Origin of the sequence: Snodgrassella sp. W8124 (assembly GCF_016100875.1) — a bacterium.
In the GTDB taxonomy this organism is placed as follows: domain Bacteria; phylum Pseudomonadota; class Gammaproteobacteria; order Burkholderiales; family Neisseriaceae; genus Snodgrassella; species Snodgrassella alvi.
On the sequence record NZ_JACFRP010000003.1, the window covers coordinates 42073 to 62778 of the forward strand.

The following is a 20706-nucleotide window of genomic DNA, read 5'->3' on the forward strand; positions in this document are numbered from 1 at the left end:
TGATATTACGTGGTGATGATACGGGCAATACTACTGATTCGATAAGAGTTATAACCTCAGCTTCTTAGGTTACAAAAATATATTCTTTCTCAATCACCCGAACAGCCTTTTATATTGTTGGCTGATTCTGATTTAACAGAATGATTGAATTTATTTTTACATTCTGTTTTTTTGACTTATTAATCATTTTCTTGTTGTGGTTGGTATTTTGCGCTTGGAACATAGCCCGAACAGGATGCTTCCAATGTGTGCCGGTGTGTCTGATACAGCTACCGGTATTGTTTGTGCCTGCCAGGTCTGTGGGAGAGAAGGTTATGCTGTTTTTAAAACAGCCATCTGTACTGCCCGGTTTTTCGCTTAGTCTCGGCATAAGTGTGTTATCGCTGTCAGTACTGGTGCTGTTGCCATTTACGATGCTGGTATGGACTGTTACTGATCTGGGCTGGCATGGTTTTATACAAGTCATTTCTGAACCAAGGACACTTGCTGCGGTATGGCTGACTTTGAAAATGTCTTTACTGGCAATGCTGGCCAGTGTACTGCTGGGAACTTTGGTGGCATGGGTATTGGTACGTTACCACTTCTGGGGTAAGGATCTGGTTAATGCATTGGTAGATTTGCCGTTTGCTTTACCTACTGCAGTAACAGGGGTGGCTTTGGCTACCTTATATGCACCTACAGGGTGGATAGGTGCAGTATTAACCCGGTTTGGCTTGCAGATAGCATTTACACCGGCAGGGATCTGGCTGGCATTGTTGCTGGTAAGCCTGCCATTCGTCGTACGCGCAGTACAGCCGGTGCTGGCAGAATTATCAGGAGAATATGAAGAAGCTGCGGCTATTCTGGGTGCTTCCAGATTAACCATTGTATTCAGGGTGCTGCTGCCGGAGGTTTTACCGGCACTGGTAATGGGGGCAGGTATGGCTTTTGCACGCGCTACCGGAGAATACGGTTCTGTAATTTTTATTGCCGGTAATGTGCCATTTAAATCAGAAATTCTGCCGCTGATTATTGTCAGTAAATTTGAATTGTTTGATCTGCCTGCAGCGGCAGCAGTCGCATTATTTATGTTAATAATTTCCTTTACCATTTTGTTTATGCTGAATTTGTGGCAATGGCGTCTGAGCCGGCGTATGCAGGGACGATACTGATGAGCACAGTTAAAACCAATGAGTTGCTTACCGAACCGCGCTGGCTGCGCTACTTGCTGATATGCATAACGCTGCTGTGCCTGGGTTTGCTGTTACTTTTGCCGCTGTTATCGGTATTCAGTTTTGCGCTGGCAAAGGGCTGGCAATTGTATCTGGCTGCTTTGACTGATGAAGAGGCACTCTCAGCCATTCGTTTGTCCTTGCTGATTACTGTTATTGTTGTGCCGGTAAATGTAATACTGGGTGTGGCAATGGCCTGGTTGTTAACCCATTTTTCATTTCGTGGTAAACAGTTATGGACAACTTTGCTGGATCTGCCATTTGCAGTTTCGCCGGTCGTGGCGGGGTTGATGTTTGTCTTACTCTTCGGTAGTAACAGTTGGTTCGGTGGCTGGATGGAAACACATGGAATACAGATTATTTTTGCAGTACCGGGTATGGTGCTGGCGACTCTGTTTGTTACCTTCCCCTTTGTAGCACGTGAGCTCATCCCTTTAATGCAGGCTCAGGGAAGTAGTGAAGAACAGGCTGCACTGATACTAGGTGCTAGTGGCTGGCAAATGTTCTGGCGTGTCACATTACCCAATCTGAAATGGGCTCTGATTTACGGCATTATTCTGACTAATGCCCGTGCAATGGGTGAATTCGGGGCTGTCAGTATGGTTTCAGGCCATATCCGCGGTGAAACCAATACAATGCCTTTACTGGTAGAGATGATGTATAACGAATACAACATGGTAGGGGCATTTGCTGTTTCCAGTTTACTAGCCTTGCTGGCTTTATGCACGCTGGTATTACAGAAGTATCTCGACTGGCGGCAGACACGTTTGTTCAAAGATGCACGGCGCGAGCAGATTGCAGTAAGCGACTGAATAAGTAAAGTACCGTGCTGGGTAGCGATTATGAGTATTCGTATTAAACAGTTAAATAAATATTATGGTGATTATCATGCCTTGCAGAATATTAATCTGCAGGTACCAACCGGTTCACTGACGGCATTGCTTGGTCCGTCCGGTTGTGGAAAAACCACCTTATTACGCATCATTGCCGGGCTGGAACGCGCAGATTCAGGTGAGCTGTTTTTTGCTGATGATGAGATCAGTAATCTTCATGTGCGTGAGCGCCGGATCGGATTTATGTTTCAGCACTATGCCTTATTCAGGCATATGACTGTATTTGATAATGTGGCTTTTGGTTTACAGGTATTACCTAAACGCATTCGTCCGAATAAAGCAGAAATAGCTAACCGGGTGCATGAATTATTACAACTGGTGCAGCTTGACTGGCTGGCTAAAGTATATCCGCAGCAACTATCCGGAGGTCAGCGCCAGCGTATTGCTCTGGCACGTGCTTTGGCAACCAGACCAAAGCTGCTGCTGCTGGATGAGCCGTTTGGTGCACTGGATGCCAAGGTGCGCAAGGAATTACGCCAGTGGCTGCTGGAAATTCATCATCAGCTTGGGATTACCAGTGTACTGGTTACACATGATCAGGAAGAGGCGCTGGAAATGGCCGACCAGATAGTAGTGATGAATCAGGGAAAAGTTGAGCAAAGCGGAGCTGCCTCATCTTTGTATGATAATCCTGAAAATGTATTTGTTACCGAGTTTCTGGGTGAGGTTAATGTATTTGAAGATGCCTGTATTGAACACGGGCAATTGTGTCTGGGGCATTATCATGAACCGATTACCACAGGAGAAAAAGCCCGTCAGAATGTAGCTGTTTATATTCGGCCTCAGGAAATACAGGTATTAACACATATTCAGGATAATGTAATTGCCAGTGCATGCGTAGAAGAAATACATGCTATCGGTGCACAAATAAGGTTATGGTTGCGCCGAGAGGATAATAATCAGCGTATACAGGTATGGCTGTCGCCGGCCGAGTTTCGTACGCTGTCATTGCAGCCGGCTCAGACAGTATGGTTCAGACCTCAGCGGTTAACTATGTTCAGATTGCCGGAGATGGTAGATTACGTGATTTAATTATATTAATTTTATTCGGAAAGTATTTAAATAATTAAATTAGAATAAAATCTGATTCGGTTATATATATATATGTTTTTATTTATATAATTTCAAATATTTTAAGTCAGAGAATATTAATTGCAGGTATTTTTTATCTGCAGAAAAAAGATTAATTAAGTGGCAGCTAAGCTATCAATACCAATAAAGATATAATTCAAAAAAAATTATCACAATAAATATTGAATAAATAAAAAACGGCTACCGAAATGATATTCGGTAGCCGCTTTAATTAAATCATCTATGATTTAATTACCCCAATAGGCAGCAAAATTATTGTGCTGAACAAATTGTTGTATCTGATCCGGCATGCCGGAAAGAGAACTATCATGTCTGGCGGTAAAACCGGACATAGCTGAAGCCAGTTGCTGAGCCTGAGTGGCTACAGCCGGACTTTCATTTGCTACAGGAGTAGAATTTCTGGTCAATAAATCACGGTTAAGTAAACTTTTTGAAGTTATACCATAGCCGGATTTACCGGTTTGGGCAGACAAGTAATTTCCTTTAATAATATCTTGATAGCTGATGGTTTTATCATCAAATATAAAGTTGAAAGAATGGGCTCGTGCACTAGAATCAAAGTATCTACTCAAAGTTACAGAATCATTAGTACCATATGCCCGCACGATCAGATCATAACCAGAACGGCTAAATACAGCATTGGTAAGATTTGTTCCCTCAAAAACAATATCATTATATTCACTGGATATATCATTCCCCCTATCATCGATAATATCCTGTCCGTGACCCCGCTGAAACAGATAACGATCTTTTTCATACATACCACCATACAGATAATCGTTACCGGCACCGCCATTCAGTATATCAAATCCACTATCTCCATATAGGTAATCATCGCCATTACCGCCATTCAGAATATCATTTCCGCTTCCACCATATAATCTGTCATTACCATCATCACCATTCAGAATATTATCTTTGTTTTGACCATATAACTTGTCATCACCGCTACCGCCACTGATAATGTTTTTGCCCTCCCAGCCTTTAATTGTGTCATTACTGCTATCACCATAGGTAATATAGGTATAATAATTCTGAAAATCCTGATAGGTAATAATTCTGTCTTCAAAAATGAATTTATAAGCTTTGGCCGATGTATAAGTGTAAATATAGAAATAATCATTAATAGTAACAGAATCATTCGAGCCATAGGCATGAATAATCAGATTTTCGCCAGAGCTGGTAAATACCGCATCAGCAAAATTAGCACCTTGGAAAACGACTTCATTAACATCATCGAAGCTATCACCAATAATGTCTTGCCCGTGTCCGCGCTGAAATAAATAACGATCTGCGGAAGCACCTCCATTAAGAAAATCATTACCGGCACCACCATTAAGGGTGTCACTGCCACCGTTGCCATACAAACTATCATTGCCATCACCGCCATTCAGAACCTCATCCACATTTCTGCCTTCTACGCCGATCAGAATGTCATTACCGGCACCACCATTCAGGATATTTTTACCGTCTGCCCAGCCTTTGATTGTGTTATCAGTATCATCACCATCTGCAGTAAAAGTGAAATTATTTTTGATATATTGATAATCAATGAATTTATCGTTAAAAATAAAGTTGAAAGCATTAGCTGAGTCGTTGAAATAATCAGTCAGGGTAACAGAATCCTCTGATCCATAGGCTCGAACAATCAAATCTTTGCCGGAGCGGGTAAAAACTGCATCGGCAAAATTAGCACCTTCAAAAACAATATCATCGACTTCATTTGAGTAGTTATAGTATCCAGTATCATTAATAGTATCCTGTCCGTGTCCGCGCTGAAACAGGTAACGGTCTTTTCCTCTGTTGCCTCCGTTCAGGATATCATTACCGGCGCCTCCGTTCAGTATGTCATAACCACTATCGCCCCATAAGGTATCATTGCCGTTACCGCCATTCAGGATATCATTGCCATATCCGCCCCATAAGATATCATTGCCATCATTTCCGTTCAGAGTATCATTGCCACTTAGCCCGTATAGTGTATCATTACCCACACCTCCGTTCAGAATATCGTCACCATTGGTACCCGTTATTGTTTTATTAATATTCTCCGTGGGCGTAAAAGTGTAATTATTTTTAAGGTATTCATAATCGATAGTTTTATCTGTAAAAATAAAATTAAAAACCCGTTCGTAATCGTTAGTAAAATAACTAGTTAGCGTAACAGAATCATCTGAGTGATAAGCGTGTATGATTAAATCGTTCCCAGAACGGGTAAAAGTGGCATCAGTAGAGTAGGCATCTTCAAAGATAACATCGTTATATAAGGTGTGGTTACTATTATAATACCCGCTATCATTAATAATATCCTGTCCGTGACCATACTGAAACAGATAAGTGTCTTTTTCATTGAAGCCACCCTCTAGGAAGTCATTGCCTGCACCTCCAATCAGAACATCAGAACCTTCACCACCATATAAGTTGTCATCGCCATCACCGCCATTAAGTATATCGTCACCATCTGCCCCGTTGAGTTTGTCATCGCCATCATCTCCATTCAGAACATCATCTTTGTTTTTCCCATATAAAAAATCATTACCGCCACCTCCGCTAAGAATATTTTTACCATCCCAGCCATCAATTTTGTTATTAGTATTATCACCAGTAGCAGTAAAAGAATAATTATTATTAACAAGGTCGGAATATGTAATTACTTTGTCGTCAAAAATAAAATTATAAGCATGATAACTTGCTACATTCCAATAATCTTTATTATTATAAAAATAATTATTTATAGTAACAGAGTCATCGCTACCATAGGCATGGATAACCAGATTATTGCCAGAACGGGTAAATACTGCATTTGCAAAATTTGCTCCCTCGAATATAACGTCATTCACCTCTACAGATTCATTGCTATAATAACTTTCTTGGATGATATCCTGTCCGTGTCCGCGCTGAAACAGATAAGTGTCTTTTTCATTGAAGCCACCATCAAGAATATCATTGCCGGCACCGCCATTGAAGATATCAGAACCATGACCACCATCTAATTTATCGTTACCAGCACCACCATTAAGCGTATCGTTACCGTCTTCTCCACTTAAATAGTCATCGCCGTCATCGCCGTTTAAAATATCATCTTGTTTATTTCCATTTAGAAGATCATTACCGGCACCGCCATTCAAAATATTTTTACCTTTCCAGCCATTTTTGTAGTTTCTACGACTATCACCTATAATTGTAAGAGTAAAATTATTTTCTATATACTGATAATTAACGGTTTTATCATTAAAAATAAAATTAAAAGCCTGATTATTGCTACCGAGAAAATAATTATTTATAGTAACGGAGTCATCAGAACCATAGGCATGGATAATCAAATCATCTCCATATCGGCTGAATGCAGCATTGGCTGAATAGGCTCCTTTAAAGATAAGATCATTGTTTGTTGCATAGTCATAAAAAACTTCATCGATAACGTCTTGTCCGTGTCCTTTCTCGAACTGAAAAATGTCTTTTTGCCCGCCTCTTCCGTAGAGTATGTCATTACCCGTCCCGCCGATAAGAATATCATTATCGTTACCGCCATATAATGTATCGTTGCCGGCACCACCATTCAGAATATTTCTGCCTTCCCAGCCTATAATAGTATTATTTTGATCATTGCCGTTAGCAGTAAAGGTGTAATTATTTTTGAGATATTCATAAGTGATCGTTGTATCATCAAATATAAAATTAAATGCGCGACTGTCTAAATTACTATCTATTTTACTATTTGTGCTACTGCCTAATATATAGTCAAAATAATCAATTAAGGTGACAGAATCATTTGAGCCATAGGCACTGATAATCAGATTATTGCCAGAGCGGGTAAAGACAGCATCCGCAGATTTCGCACCCTGAAAGACAAGGTCATTATTTGCAGAAGTTTGATTAGGTCTACCTATATCGTTAATAATGTCCTGTCCGTGACCACGTTGAAACAGGTAACGATCTTTTTGAAAATCTCCGCCATTAAGAATATCATTACCGGCACCACCATTTAATGTGTCGTTACCGTAATCGCCATTAAGAATATCGTCACCGTTTTCTCCGTTGAGTTCATCATTATCCCATCCGCCATTAAGAATATCATTACCGGCACCACCATTTAATGTGTCGTTACCGTAATCGCCATTAAGAATATCGCTACCGTTTTCTCCGTTGAGTTCGTCATTACCATTGCCGCCATTCAGGGTATCATCACCATTTCTGCCCCACAGGACATCATTACCATTACCCCCGTTCATAATATCCTTACCGGCCCAGCCGATAAGGGTATTGTTATGGAAATCACCATTGGATGTAATACCATAATCGGTTTTGAGATTTTCGTAAGTAACGGTTTTATCATCAAAGATAAAGTTAAAGGCTCGGCTGCTTTTATTCAGATCAAAATAATCCGGCAAAGTAACGGAATCAGTAGTGCCGTAAGCAAGGATGATCAGATCATTACCGGCACGGGTAAATAGGGCATTTACTGAATTGGCACCCTGAAATACCAGATCATTGCGCTTTTGTTGTAAGTAAGAAATGGCGTAATCATCCCCTTTATCATTGATAATATCCTGCCCATGTCCCTGCTGGAAGATATACTGATCTTTTTCGTAATCGCCGCCACTGAGGATATCATTACCAGTGCCGCCATTGAGAATATCAAAACCAGTGCCGCCAGTTATCGCATCATTGCCGGCACCTCCATTGAGCTGGTCATTGCCGGCATCGCCATAGAGAATATCATCGCCATCATTACCATTAAGAATATCGTTGCCATTACCTCCGCTCAGGGTATCGTTGCCGTAACCGCCATTGAGCTGGTCATTACCGGCATCGCCATAGAGAATATCGTCTCCATCATCGCCGTTGATAATATCGTCGCCATCAGATCCATTCAGCGTATCATTACCGGTACCGCCGTAAAGGGTGTCGTTACCATTACCGCCATTTAAGATATCATTGCCGGCATCGCCGTAGAGAGTATCATCGCCGTCATTGCCGTTAAGAGTATCGTTACCATTACCTCCATACAGAAGATCTTTACCCTGCCAGCCATTAATGATATTATCATTATTATCGCCGTTTACACTAAAGGTATAATCACTCTTCAGATTTTCGTAGGTTACCGTTTTATCATTGAAAATGAAGGTAAAAGCACGGCTGTTTCTGCTATAGTCAAAATAATCATTTAAGATAACAAAGTCTCTGGAGTTATTAGTGTAGATAATCAGATTATTACCGGAGCGTTTAAATAATGCCTCAGCGGAATTGATATTTTCAAAGACAATATCATTGCGTTGTTGTTGCCAATAAGAGTCAGAACTATCATATCCCTGATCACTGATAGTATGTTGTCCGTGGCCGTTTCTGAATACGTACCTGTCTTTTACCCAGTCATTACCCTGAATAAGACCATTAGTGTTTGCTGAATTAGGACTTTCTGCAAAAGCTGCTGATTTCAGAGAGTTTTTTTCATTCTTTGGCTGGGAATTATTTTGCTGTCTGTATAAATTGTTTAAAGTTTCCATAATCCTGAATCTCCTTGATTAAAGTTTATATTCTTAAATAAAGTTTGCTGACTGGTCAGAATCAGCACTAATTATGATATTTAAGTTTTAATCATTATAAATCAAAGCTTTATGTATCATAATCTGAGAGTATATATACTCTGTATAACTGGTATAAAATTTGATTTATATCAAACAATTTATATTTTTTTTAAAAGACCATTATTTTTTTATTATGTAAATATATGTTTTTATTAAAAATTATGCATAATTAATTTTATATTTAATTTATTTAATATATTTATGAATTTAAATTATGACAAATTGAATTTTAATTGCTTTGTAATGTATAAAAGGACATATCCGGATATATATGCGGATATGTCGTTGCGATTTACTGATGATTAATGGTCGCTGACACGTTCAATAATTGCGCCCACTCCGCCTAGCTTCTGTTCTATATTTTCATAGCCGCGATCAAGATGATAAATACGTTCAACAGTAGTTTCACCACTGGCTACCAGACCGGCAAGTACCAGACTGGCAGAAGCGCGTAAATCGGTAGCCATAACAGTTGTACCGGATAATTGTTCCACACCTTCCACAATTGCAGTATTACCTTCAGCGGATATCCGGGCACCCATGCGATTAAGTTCGGGTACATGCATAAAACGGTTTTCAAAAATGGTTTCTACTACTTTACTGTTACCGCTGGCAATACTATTCATTACCATAAACTGTGCTTGCATATCGGTAGGAAATGCCGGATAGGGAAGGGTGCGGATATCGATAGCTTTGGGACGCTGTTGCATGTCGATGCTGATCCAGTCTTCACCGGCTTCAATAATTGCGCCGGCTTCACTCAGTTTTTCCAGAATGGCCTGCATGGTTTTAGGTGCAGCATGTTTAAGAACGACTTTGCCGCCGGTCATAGCCACTGCACACAAAAAAGTTCCGGCTTCTATGCGGTCGGGAACGACACGGTGACTGCATCCGTGTAATTTTTCTACACCGGTAATAGTAAGAGTCGGTGTACCTATTCCCTGAATATTGGCACCCATTTTAACCAGGCAATCGGCAAGATCGGTAACTTCCGGTTCCATGGCAGCATTTTCCAGAATAGTCGTTCCGTTTGCCAGTGTTGCAGCCATTAACAGATTTTCTGTGCCGGTTACGGTAACCATATCCATAACAATATGTGCACCTTGCAGACGTTTTGCCCGGGCTTTGACATAACCATGCTCAATACTGATTTCTGCCCCCATGGCTTCAAGCCCTTTGAGGTGCTGGTCTACCGGTCTCGATCCGATGGCACAGCCTCCGGGTAGGCTGACCTGAGCCTCACCAAAGTGTGCCAGTGTGGGACCCAGTACCAGAATAGATGCACGCATGGTTTTAACCAGATCGTATGGTGCACAGGTATTATTGATACTGTTACAGTTTATTTCAAATTCCTGAATATTATCTGTAAGTACACGTGCTCCCATGCCCTGTAACAGTTTTTGGGTGGTTTTAACATCACGAAGCATGGGCACATTGGTCAGATGCAGGGTATCACGAGTCAGTAAGGAGGCACATAACAAAGGTAAAGCGGCATTTTTAGCGCCGGAAATAACAATTTCACCGTGTAATGCGCCGTTAGCACGGATTTTTAATTTTTCCATATGGATTCTCAATTATGGCAATAGTGTCTGTTTGCCGGATTAATGCTGTTTGACAGCCCATTCGTCAGGAGTGGCGGCAGTGGTAATGGATAGTGCATGTAATTCATTACTGGCAATCTGCTGCGCTAGCCCGTCTTTAATCATACGATGGCGTGCCAGCCGGTTTTTTCCGTTAAAGGCACTGGATACAATCCGGGCAAAGAAATGATGACCATCACCTTCAACCTCAAGATATTCACAAGGTAGAAGGTTTGCAATCATGGTTTTAACTTCTTCTGGTGTTAACATAACGTGCTCCGGAATAGTTATTAATAAGGCGGCTATTATAGCGTTTTGCTGTGTCTAATTGCGTAATTTCCAGCCTGATTTCAGAATGCCGCAGACAAGAAAACACAGGACGATAGCAAAGCTGCCGACTACCGTTAGTGCAAGCCAGGGAGAGGAATCACTCTGGCCAAAAAAACCAAAACGGAAGCCGTCAATCATATAAAAAACCGGATTGAAATGGCTGAGTGAACGCCAGAATTCAGGCAGGCTGTTGATAGAATAGAATACACCGGACAGAAATGTTAAAGGCATGATAAGAAAGTTCTGAAAAGCGGCCAGCTGATCAAATTTTTCTGCAACAATGCCGGCAAGTAAGCCAAACATACCCATAATGGCACATCCGAGCAGTGCAAATGTTATTATCCAGCCGATATGATGTGGCATGGTTAATCCGAAAAAAGCTGTTACTGCTATGACTCCAATACCTACCATCAGTCCGCGTAGGATGGAAGCGCCGACATAAGCGCAAAAGAAAGCAATGGTACCCAATGGCGGCAACAGAATAAATATCAGATTACCGGTAATCCGTGACTGAATCAGGCTGGAAGATGAGTTGGCAAAAGCATTTTGCAGCATGGACATCATAGCCAGGCCCGGTATCAGAAATACATTGTAACTGACTCCCGGTAATATATCAGGACGCCCCTGCATTACATGAGCAAATATCAGCTGATACAGCAAGGCGGTGAGGATAGGAGCAGATAAAGTTTGAAACCCTACTTTCCAGAATCGCAATACTTCTTTTTTAAAAAGGGTGTAGCAACCAATTGTATTCATTTTGTGCCTTTCGCATGGTCACTGGTCAGGCGCAGAAAGACGTTTTCCAGATCGTTTTCCAGAATATTCAGATTGATAACATTAATTCTCTGATTCTGCAGAATTTGTAATAAGGCTGTTAGCTGGTTGTAGTCAGCGAGTTTGAGCAGATAATGGTTATTATCATCTTCTTTAATCAGATAATGACGTAAATTATCCGGTAATGTTTGATCTGTAGTTAATGCCAGCCGTAATTCTGTTTCGGTATCCAGTAAGTTGCGTGTGCTGTCCAGTGCGACAATTTCACCATGTTTCAGCATGGCTATGCGATTACATAATGATTGTGCTTCTTCCAGATAATGTGTGGTTAGAATAATGGTATGACCGTCTGTATTCAGTCGGGTAATAAACTGCCACAGATTCTGACGTAATTCTACGTCTACTCCGGCTGTGGGTTCGTCCAGTACGATAACAGGCGGCCGGTGTACTAAAGCCAGAGCAACCATAACGCGGCGTTTCATCCCGCCAGACAGATTACGTGTGTTCGTGTCGGCTTTATCTGTCAGTCCGAGACCGGAGATAATTTCATCTATCCAGTCATCGTTATTGCGCAGACCAAAATAGCCGGACTGAAATTTCAGTGCTTCACGTACGTTAAAAAAAGGATCAAAAACCAGTTCCTGCGGAACGACACCCAGAAGTTTACGGGTAGTGTTTGCTTCCAGTTGTACATCATGACCACAAATGCTGATTTGTCCGGAAGTCAGGCGGCTTAGTCCGGCCATTGCGGAAATGAGAGTAGTTTTGCCGGCACCGTTAGGACCGAGTAAACCAAAAAATTCACCGGGCTGGACGCTAAAGCTGACACCTTTTAAAGCAGTAAAACCATTAGCATAGGTTTTTACTGCTTGTTTAATACAAAGAGCAGGGGAAGTCATAAAATTGAATATTTGTGAGGTTATAAGTGATATTTGCCGCTGTTTATCAATGCTTTGATGGTGTTATTTCTTCACTTAGCGGCTGATCTTCATCGGCTGGCAGATTATAATTTTCACTAGCCCATGCTCCCAGATCAATCATTTTGCAACGCTCCGAACAGAACGGACGAAAGCGGCTGGACGGAGTCCAGTCAACATTTTTCCCGCATATCGGGCAAATTACAGTGGTGATTTTTTCAGTCATTATTTGATTACCGGATCAAAGCTGCACATGACCAGAGTAAATGGTATATCAGTGTTTAAAACCTGGCCACGTGCCTGTTGTTGTGAAGCCTGTAAAAAGCGAATATGGGTAAAATATTTATTAGCAGATACTTCTGGCAGTGCAGTGGCATTCTGGGAAACATTAATTCCTAGTAGGTGAATGTTCTGTCCAAGACTGTTATGCTGATAACTTCCGCTTGTTGCCAGACAGTCTACAGACAGACTGTTTTGACGCAGAATTTCCAGTAGCAGTTTGATGGCTTCATAAGTAGGTAACAGACTCTGGATCCACTGGCGTAACTGTAATTCACGTTCTGCTGGCTTTTTTTGCTGCCAGTAATAATAGGAAGGCAAATCATACGGGCTGGTGCCGCCGGGTACGAACATGCGCTGCTTGATTGCCATCAGCCATTCATTTTCGCGTAAATGCTGTCCGAATTTTTGCTGAACGCTTTGCAGATTTGTAATTGCAGTTTGTATATCTACCAAGACATGTTTACCTTCTTCACCACGTTGTCTGGCCAGACTTTTTTGTCGTTCCAGTTCTTGCAGAATATCCAGTTTCAATTCGGCACGTGCTGCTGCTTCCATGATTTCGAATAGTGAGAATAATGCACAATGATGTGCCCAGATTTCACTGCGTATCACTACTTCATGGAAGTGTTTGAACAGATGTGCTATGCGCAGGAAATTACGGACGCGCTCAGACAAAGGATGTTCGAAATGGATAATATCTGTCATAACTTAGCTGGTGTTAGAGCTTGATAGAAATGATGCAGCTGGATAACTTTCCGGTTTAGTTCCTGCCAGTTGCCATCGTTGATAATGATGTCATCGGCAATGGCTTTCCGGCTATTGCTGTCAGCCTGCTGCGCCATGATAGCACGGATTGTTGATTCGTCCAGATTACTACGCTGCCGAACTCTTTGAATACATATGTTAACCGGTGCTTCGATAATGAGTATACGTTGTACCAGTTGTTGAAATTCTGGTTTTTCTGCCAGTAAAGGAATTTCAATAATTCCATAATGCTGATTCAAAACGATTTGCTGTTTTGCTTGCTGAAGACTTTGCAGAATTAACGGATGGAGAATATTTTCCAGCAGAATACGATTCTGTGAATCGGCAAACACCCAATTACGCAGTTTTGGCCGATCCAGACTGCCGTCAGTAAGAAATAGATTATTCCCGCACTGTCTGCGGATTTCAGGTAACGCCAGACCGCCAGGAGCAGTAAGCTGGTGTGCGATTTCATCTGCATTCAGTACTGGTATGCCCAGAGCAGTAAAACAGCTTGCTACGGCAGATTTTCCACTACCTATGCCACCGGACAGACCTATCCAGAACGTCATGTACTAAACCCGGAAAGACGCAGCCACCAGTGAATCAACTGATTAATCTGACTGTTTGTCATCCACACAATCCAGCCTGCAATGGCCAGTGCCGGACCAAAAGCCATAGGCTGGCTGCGGGCAACTCTGAGAATAAGTGAAGCAATAATACCGACAATTGCTGCCATAAATACAATTAAAGGCAATGCAGAAGCACCCATCCACGCACCAAGGGCAGCCAGTAGTTTAAAATCACCATAACCCATACCATCTTTACCGGTTAGTAGTTTGAATAACCAGAAAAGTGACCACAAGCTCAGATAGCCTAATGCAGCGCCCCAGATAGCAGAAGCTAAGGGAACAAATTCACAATACCAGTTAAACAGTAAACCCAGCCAGAGTAGAGGTAAGGTGATTTGGTCAGGTAACAGCTGGGTTTCGGCATCTATAAAGGTCAGTGCAATCAATGCTGCAGTCAGTATCAGACCGCCCGCAGCAACAGGTGTGACATCATAACGCCAGACTACTGCAGCAAATGCAATACCGGTTAATAATTCTACACAAAAATAGCGCGGGCTGATGGATGCTGAACATGAAGCACAGCGTCCGCGTAGCAGTATATAACTGACAAGAGGTATATTCTGCCACCAGCGGATTTTATGCTGACAGTGCGGGCAGGCTGAATGCGGAACACAGAGATTAAAGCGACTGGTGTGTTCTGCAGGCAGTTGCAATGCCATTCGTGCTTCTGCCTGCCAGCTTCGTTCCATCATTATGGGTAAACGATAGATCACAACATTCAGAAAACTGCCAACAGCACATCCCGATATTAATGCAATGACGCTAAAAAACAGAGTATCAGTTAACATCAGGTATTAACCTACGGCATTACCGATATTAAATAGCGGTAAATACATGGCAACCAGAATTATCCCGACAATACCACCGAGTACAACCATAATAATCGGTTCCATCAATGAAGACAGTTGTGCAACGGCAGTATCTACATCTTCTTCATAGAATTCTGCGGCCTTATTGAGCATGTCATCCAAAGAACCTGATTCTTCACCGATTGAAGCCATTTGCATCACCATGTTAGGAAATAATTCGGTTGCCTGCATGGCAGAAGTAAGAGATATACCCTGATTAACTTTGGCACGGATTTCCTGAGTAGCTTCTTCATAGCGAATATTACCGGAGGCTCCGGCAACTGAATCAAGAACTTCTACCAATGGTACGCCTGCTGCAAATAGAGTTGCTGTTGTACGAGACCAGCGTGCAATGGTGGCTTTACGAACGATTTGGCCGAAAATAGGCATTTTTAACAGCATATAATCAAAACGTTTTTTCAGATCATCTGAGTTCTGATACCATTTAAATAAGCCAATTACACCACCTATCAGTGCAATGATAACAAATATGCCGTAATGTACAAAGAAATTGGAAATATTCATCATGAACTGAGTCAAACCAGGTAATGGTACGCCCATACTCTCGTAAACTTTACCAAATGAAGGTAATACGAACATCATCATGACGATTACCAGTGCGATTGCTACGACTACTACCACAGCTGGGTAGGTCAAGGCACTTTTAACTTTTTTCTTGATACCCTGAGTTTTTTCTTTATATACCGACAGCTTGTCAAGAATAGCCTCTAGTACACCACCGGCTTCACCCGCATGCACCAGATTACAGTAAAAATGATCGAAATATTTCGGATGTTTGGCAAAAGACTCTGCCAGAGATGTACCTTGCTCAACATCAGAGCGGATTTGCAACAGTAGCTGGGTCATTGCCGGGTTAGAATGGCCTTTGGCTGCAATATCGAAAGCCTGCATCATAGGCAGACCGGATTTCATCATGGTGGATAATTGCCGGGTAAAGACGGTAATATCTGCCTGACTGATTTTCTTTTGGCGCTGTTTTTTGACCTTGGCAATCTGTATTACACGAATTTGACGCCGGGTTAGCTTGGCGCGTGCATCAGCCTCGTCTTTTGCGACAACTTCTCCGCGTACAATCTGTTCAGTTTTAAGGTTTTTGCCTTCAAAACTGAAACTGGTACCGGAAGATTTGGTTTTGGATACTGCTACGGGTTTATTCATAGTGTTCTCTCACAGTATTGACTTAATTGTATAGGCGAACAATCAGTTTTAATCATTAGTGCTTGCAAGAATCTCGTCCAGAGACGTAATGCCTTCCATCACTTTCAGTAAACCGGCATGGCGTAAATCGACCAGACCTTCCTTGAGCGCCTGAGTGCTGATATCTACTTCATTACCATTATTCATGATAATACGTTGCATTTCATCACTGACCGGCATAACTTCATATACGCCGGCACGTCCTTTATAGCCTTTACCCTTACACCTTTCACAGCCGACCGGCCGATAAAATGTCCATTCTTTGGCGAGATCTTCATCTGAAAAACCTGCTTTTTTCAGTGCAAATTCAGGCGGACGCTCTGCCGGTGCCTTGCAGGTACATAAACGCCGCACCAGACGCTGTGCCATAATCAGATTTACTGAGCTGGCAATATTAAACGGAGCAACGCCCATATTCAGCATACGAGATAATGTAGCAGGGGCATTATTGGTATGCAGAGTTGAAAATACCATATGGCCGGTTTGTGCAGCTTTAATGGCAATATCTGCGGTTTCCAAATCACGGATTTCCCCCACCATAATGATATCCGGATCCTGGCGCAGAAATGATTTTAACGCTGCAGCGAATGTCAGTCCCTGTTTATCATTAACATTTACCTGATTAATACCGGGCAGGTTAATTTCCGCAGGGTCTTCAGCAGTGGAAATGTTAACACTATCGGTATTAAGAATATTAAGGCAGGTATATAGTGATACGGTTTTACCGGAACCGGTAGGGCCGGTAACCAGCACCATACCGTATGGACGGTGGATGGCCTCAAGCAGTAATTCTTTCTGAAATGGCTCAAAACCAAGTTGTTCAATATTCAGACTAGCCGCATCCGAATTCAGGATACGCATTACGATTTTTTCCCCAAACAGAGTGGGCAGTGTGCTGACACGGAAATCAATTGGCTTGGCACCTTTACGGAACTGAATCTGAATACGTCCGTCCTGAGGAATACGTTTTTCTGAAATATCCAGTTTGGCCATCACTTTAATACGTGAAGCGATCTGGCTGCGAATATTCAGTGGCATACGTACCACTTCACGCAACTGTCCGTCAACGCGAAAGCGTACTCGTGCCATTTCTTCATAAAATTCAAAATGTATATCTGATGCGCCGCTATTTAATGCATCACCTAGTATTTTAAAAACAAATTTTGCAATTGGTCCATTTTCGCCATCTTCGTCATCTGCAGACATGGCGTTATTTTCTACAGCACTGGAGTCACCAATTGAATCCATATCTTCCAGAAGGTTGGTGGATTCCTGACCAAGATTTTCCAGTAATTGGCGTAACTGACTATCGCGGACTATAACCAGATTCAGTACGCAGCCGGCATCTGTGGCAATTTTCTGGTAATGCTGAATTGATGTAGGATCAGATACAGCCAAAAACAGTCGATTACCGCGCTTGAATAGCGGCACGCAAATGTATTGCTGCATTATTTTCAGATTAATTAAATCCAGCGGTACCAGACTTTGGTTATATGGCTCCAGATTCAGGTAAGGAATACCAAATACACCGGACAGAAAGCTGGCCAGTTTATCAGCATTGATGGCTCCAGATTGTAGTAATGCCGGTATAACCGGACGTTTCTGTTCCAGTTCCTGACGCAGTTTTTCTGCTTTTTCTGCGTCAATAATCTGGTGCTTATATAAAACCCTGATCAGTCCAAGACTCATACAAATTAATTCCCGTCTCCATAACTTCTGAGTTTACATTCTGGTAAATACTGTACCTGTTCAGGTTTGACTGAAATATTACTGCATACAGCACACTTTTTTCTAACCTGTATCAGATAAAAGACCAGAGTAAATTCATGTTAATGTTTAATTGTGCTAATTATAAGTGAATTTGTGTATTTAAACAGCCTATATATCGGTTTAATTACAAATTTCCCAGTAATCTGCATATAACTGTAATTCCATTTGCTGGTGCCACTGGTTGGCAATTAGCCGGTAAACCACGCGAATATGTTCCGGTAAGGTGGCTGTACAGCGGAAAAACATAACTTCATATTCACAGTTGTTCTTGTGTAACACTGCTTTAATATGGCCGGTACCCACTATTTGTTGTCTGATTACTTTAAATTCATCGCAAAAACGGGGTTCAGGAAAATTCTGGCCCCATACCAGAGCCGCCAATTGCTGTGCTGTGGCTAAGTTCAGATATTGATTGTCTAATGAACCATCAGTCTGGTACGTATAGTTTAAATCTGCCGGCCGGATGAGTTGCCGGCAGACTGCCTCAAATTCATTTTGGAAAGCTGCCAGATGTATTTCGGAAATACTTAAGCCTGCAGCCATAGCATGTCCGCCAAACTTCTGGATAATATCCGGCCGGCGTTTACTGACCATATCCAGTGCATCACGCAGATGTAAACCGGTAATAGACCGGCCGGAGCCGCGTAATGTACCATTTTCTGCCTGAGCAAAAACAATACTGGGTCGATGAAAGGTTTCGCGTAACCGGCCTGCTAAAATTCCGGTTACTCCCTGATGCCAGTTATCATGATAAGCAACGATGCTATAGCTGTTTTCTGTATTGAAGCCGGCCAGTTGTAGATTAGCTTCATCCTGCATGCTGCGCTGAATCTGACGACGTTCATGGTTCAGATCATTCAGTTGTTCGGCCAGATCGGTTGCACTTTCCATATCATCGCTCAACAGACAGGCTATACCCAGACTCATATCATCCAGTCTGCCGGCAGCATTCAGACGGGGTCCGATAGCAAAACCCAGATCAAATGCATGTGCCTGTTGCGGATTGCGTTTGGCCACTGCAAACAAGGCACGAATTCCTGCTTGCATTTTATCAGCTTTAATTCGTCTGAGCCCTTGAGCTACCAGCAGGCGATTATTCTGATCGAGAGGTACCACATCGGCGATGGTGCCCAGTGCCACCAAATCAAGCCATTGAGCAAGATTGGGTTCCGGATGTTTACTAAACCAGTTTTGCTGGCGCAGATGGTAACGCAAAGCCATTAGTACGTAGAACATCACACCCACACCAGCCAATGCTTTACTGGGAAATTGATCACCTGGCTGATTAGGATTAACAATAATACATTCAGGCAGTTGTTCACCCGGCAGATGGTGGTCAGTAATCAGGACGTCCATTCCTAGCTGTTGTGCGCGTTGTACGCCGGCTACACTGGCGATACCATTATCCACGGTAAGCAGCAGGTTCGTACCTGCCTGAGCTGCAAGCTCAGCAATCTGTTCAGTTAAGCCATAACCATGTTCAAAGCGGTTGGGGACGAAAAAATCGGTTTGCGCTCCCATTGCCTGTAATCCGCGTATCCCTAAGGCACATGCTGTGGCTCCGTCTGCATCATAATCGGCAACAATCAGAATTTTTTCCTGCCGTTCAATTGCCTGAGCCAGTCGCTCACTGGCGGCCTGAATATTTTTCAAATTCTGAAACGGTAACAGCGCAGACAAATTGTATTCAGTTTCACTTTTGTTTTTAACTGCCCGTGTTGCATACAGTTTGGCTAGCAGAGGATCAACACCCTGAGCAAGCAGAGTTTGCAGAGCATCAGTATCTACTGAACGGGTAATAATATGTGCCGGCTTCATAAATTTAATCCGGTAAAAGGTTGGGTTTTAGGCCGGAACAAACGAAATCTGGGCTTGCGAATCTGAAGCAATCCGGCTTCACAGCGGATATTCAGCTGGCTGATATGTCTGTTTTTTAATCCTGACAGCAAAGGTTGCCACCAGTCTTGTTCCCATTGATGCAGTATTTGTGCATAGGTATAAACATCACCCTGATTTACTGGTAAGCATAAACTATCATTAAACAATACAATTTCCTGCTGGCCTGAATCAGACAGAGTATCTATTAATGCTGCGTAATTTGCCGGTAATTCATGCGCATGCAATGCCCACGAACTATTGGTATAAAGTAGTGTGTCGTGCTTTGCTGTGCCAATAAGGTCTTTTTCAAACCATAAACCATTAATCGTGGGCAGACCGCGTGTGCTGCGTTCCTGATTCAGTGGATGCTGATGCAGCAACATTTGCAGCTCAGTTTGCTGTTGCAGAATCAGGGTTGCATCTTTACCCGAAGGTTTGGCGGTACCATCTATGCAACCTGACAAATCAAGTAAAGATGACAGGGTAAAATCAAATACCCGTGGCGTGGTAACTAGCCATAAATCCGGTCTGACCGGAGAAAACCGCCAGCCATCTGGCTGTAACCATGTGCTTAATACTTCACAGAAAGCTTTTGCCTCTTCTGGATTCAAACCAAGAGCATTTCCGTCAAGATACTGAAGCTGATGCATGCCGGCGGTCTGGTTTATAGGTGTGACAATAAGGCCGCAATATTCCCGGTTTAGGTTTAATTGCTGCTGAGCCTGTTGTACCCATGAACCTTCCCACAGATATTGCCGGTATAACTGACTTCTGTTTATGGTTTGTAATGTATGCTTGCTCCATTGCCGCAAGGTATTCAGTGCCGGTAGCTGTAAGTCAGGTAACGCAGCTTCTTGATGCGGCCATAATAAACCCGGCAGAACGAGAGTTATACTTAAATCGGCTGACATGAATACACAATTTCCCAGTATAAAAGTCAATATCACTT

The 20706-nt window shown here is 42.4% G+C and carries 16 protein-coding genes; 3 read left to right on the forward strand and 13 right to left on the reverse strand.

Features of this window, described 5'->3' with window-relative positions:
• The first annotated feature begins 314 nt into the window (after positions 1-314).
• The 3 genes from cysT to H3U73_RS09445 are packed head-to-tail and all read left to right on the forward strand — an operon-like array spanning position 315 to position 3136.
• Positions 315-1151 carry a sulfate ABC transporter permease subunit CysT gene (gene cysT / locus H3U73_RS09435; protein ID WP_037393176.1) on the forward strand — a complete coding sequence of 279 codons (837 nt, stop codon included), beginning with the start codon at positions 315-317 and terminating at the stop codon, positions 1149-1151.
• Positions 1151-2023: a sulfate ABC transporter permease subunit CysW gene (gene cysW, locus H3U73_RS09440; protein WP_084551525.1), complete on the forward strand. Its 873-nt coding sequence runs from the start codon at positions 1151-1153 to the stop codon at positions 2021-2023. The genes cysT and cysW overlap by 1 nt, the downstream gene beginning before the upstream one ends.
• A 30-nt stretch (positions 2024-2053) precedes the next feature.
• Positions 2054-3136, forward strand: a complete 1083-nt coding sequence (locus H3U73_RS09445; RefSeq protein WP_198190457.1) for a sulfate/molybdate ABC transporter ATP-binding protein — start codon at positions 2054-2056, stop codon at positions 3134-3136.
• Between the two features lie 287 nt (positions 3137-3423).
• Here the strand turns inward: H3U73_RS09445 and H3U73_RS09450 are convergent, their stop codons facing one another.
• The 13 genes from H3U73_RS09450 to H3U73_RS09510 form a co-directional block, all read right to left on the reverse strand.
• Positions 3424-8703 carry a calcium-binding protein gene (locus tag H3U73_RS09450; protein WP_198190458.1) on the reverse strand — a complete coding sequence of 1760 codons (5280 nt, stop codon included), beginning with the start codon at positions 8701-8703 and terminating at the stop codon, positions 3424-3426.
• 383 nt (positions 8704-9086) lie between these two features.
• Positions 9087-10346, reverse strand: a complete 1260-nt coding sequence (murA, locus tag H3U73_RS09455) for a UDP-N-acetylglucosamine 1-carboxyvinyltransferase (protein ID WP_174831018.1) — start codon at positions 10344-10346, stop codon at positions 9087-9089.
• 39 nt (positions 10347-10385) lie between these two features.
• Positions 10386-10634, reverse strand: a complete 249-nt coding sequence (locus H3U73_RS09460; protein WP_025329856.1) for a BolA family protein — start codon at positions 10632-10634, stop codon at positions 10386-10388.
• Between the two features lie 54 nt (positions 10635-10688).
• Positions 10689-11450, reverse strand: coding sequence for an ABC transporter permease (locus tag H3U73_RS09465; RefSeq protein WP_038648602.1), 762 nt, complete (start codon positions 11448-11450; stop codon positions 10689-10691).
• Positions 11447-12367 (reverse strand): ABC transporter ATP-binding protein, encoded by a 921-nt coding sequence (locus H3U73_RS09470; RefSeq protein ID WP_198190459.1) that lies wholly within the window; start codon positions 12365-12367, stop codon positions 11447-11449. Before H3U73_RS09470 ends, H3U73_RS09465 begins: the two co-directional genes overlap by 4 nt.
• Positions 12368-12413: 46 nt before the next feature.
• Positions 12414-12611, reverse strand: a complete 198-nt coding sequence (yacG, locus tag H3U73_RS09475; RefSeq protein ID WP_025329859.1) for a DNA gyrase inhibitor YacG — start codon at positions 12609-12611, stop codon at positions 12414-12416.
• Positions 12611-13363, reverse strand: coding sequence for a cell division protein ZapD (gene zapD, locus H3U73_RS09480; protein WP_084563563.1), 753 nt, complete (start codon positions 13361-13363; stop codon positions 12611-12613). Before zapD ends, yacG begins: the two co-directional genes overlap by 1 nt.
• Positions 13364-13368: 5 nt before the next feature.
• Positions 13369-13983 (reverse strand): dephospho-CoA kinase, encoded by a 615-nt coding sequence (gene coaE, locus H3U73_RS09485; protein WP_084551530.1) that lies wholly within the window; start codon positions 13981-13983, stop codon positions 13369-13371.
• On the reverse strand, positions 13980-14831 hold the full coding sequence (locus tag H3U73_RS09490; RefSeq protein ID WP_096765323.1) for an A24 family peptidase: 852 nt from the start codon (positions 14829-14831) through the stop codon (positions 13980-13982). The genes coaE and H3U73_RS09490 overlap by 4 nt, the downstream gene beginning before the upstream one ends.
• A 6-nt stretch (positions 14832-14837) precedes the next feature.
• A complete protein-coding gene (locus H3U73_RS09495) occupies positions 14838-16070 on the reverse strand; it encodes a type II secretion system F family protein (RefSeq protein ID WP_096765322.1) in 1233 nt (410 codons plus the stop codon).
• Positions 16071-16118: 48 nt separating this feature from the next.
• Entirely contained in the window at positions 16119-17798 is a 1680-nt protein-coding gene (gene pilB / locus H3U73_RS09500) for a type IV-A pilus assembly ATPase PilB (RefSeq protein WP_198190460.1), read from the reverse strand.
• A 201-nt stretch (positions 17799-17999) separates the two neighbouring features.
• On the reverse strand, positions 18000-19697 hold the full coding sequence (gene recJ, locus H3U73_RS09505; protein ID WP_198190461.1) for a single-stranded-DNA-specific exonuclease RecJ: 1698 nt from the start codon (positions 19695-19697) through the stop codon (positions 18000-18002).
• Positions 19694-20668: a hypothetical protein gene (locus tag H3U73_RS09510; protein WP_198190462.1), complete on the reverse strand. Its 975-nt coding sequence runs from the start codon at positions 20666-20668 to the stop codon at positions 19694-19696. Before H3U73_RS09510 ends, recJ begins: the two co-directional genes overlap by 4 nt.
• Between the last annotated feature and the right edge of the window lie 38 nt (positions 20669-20706).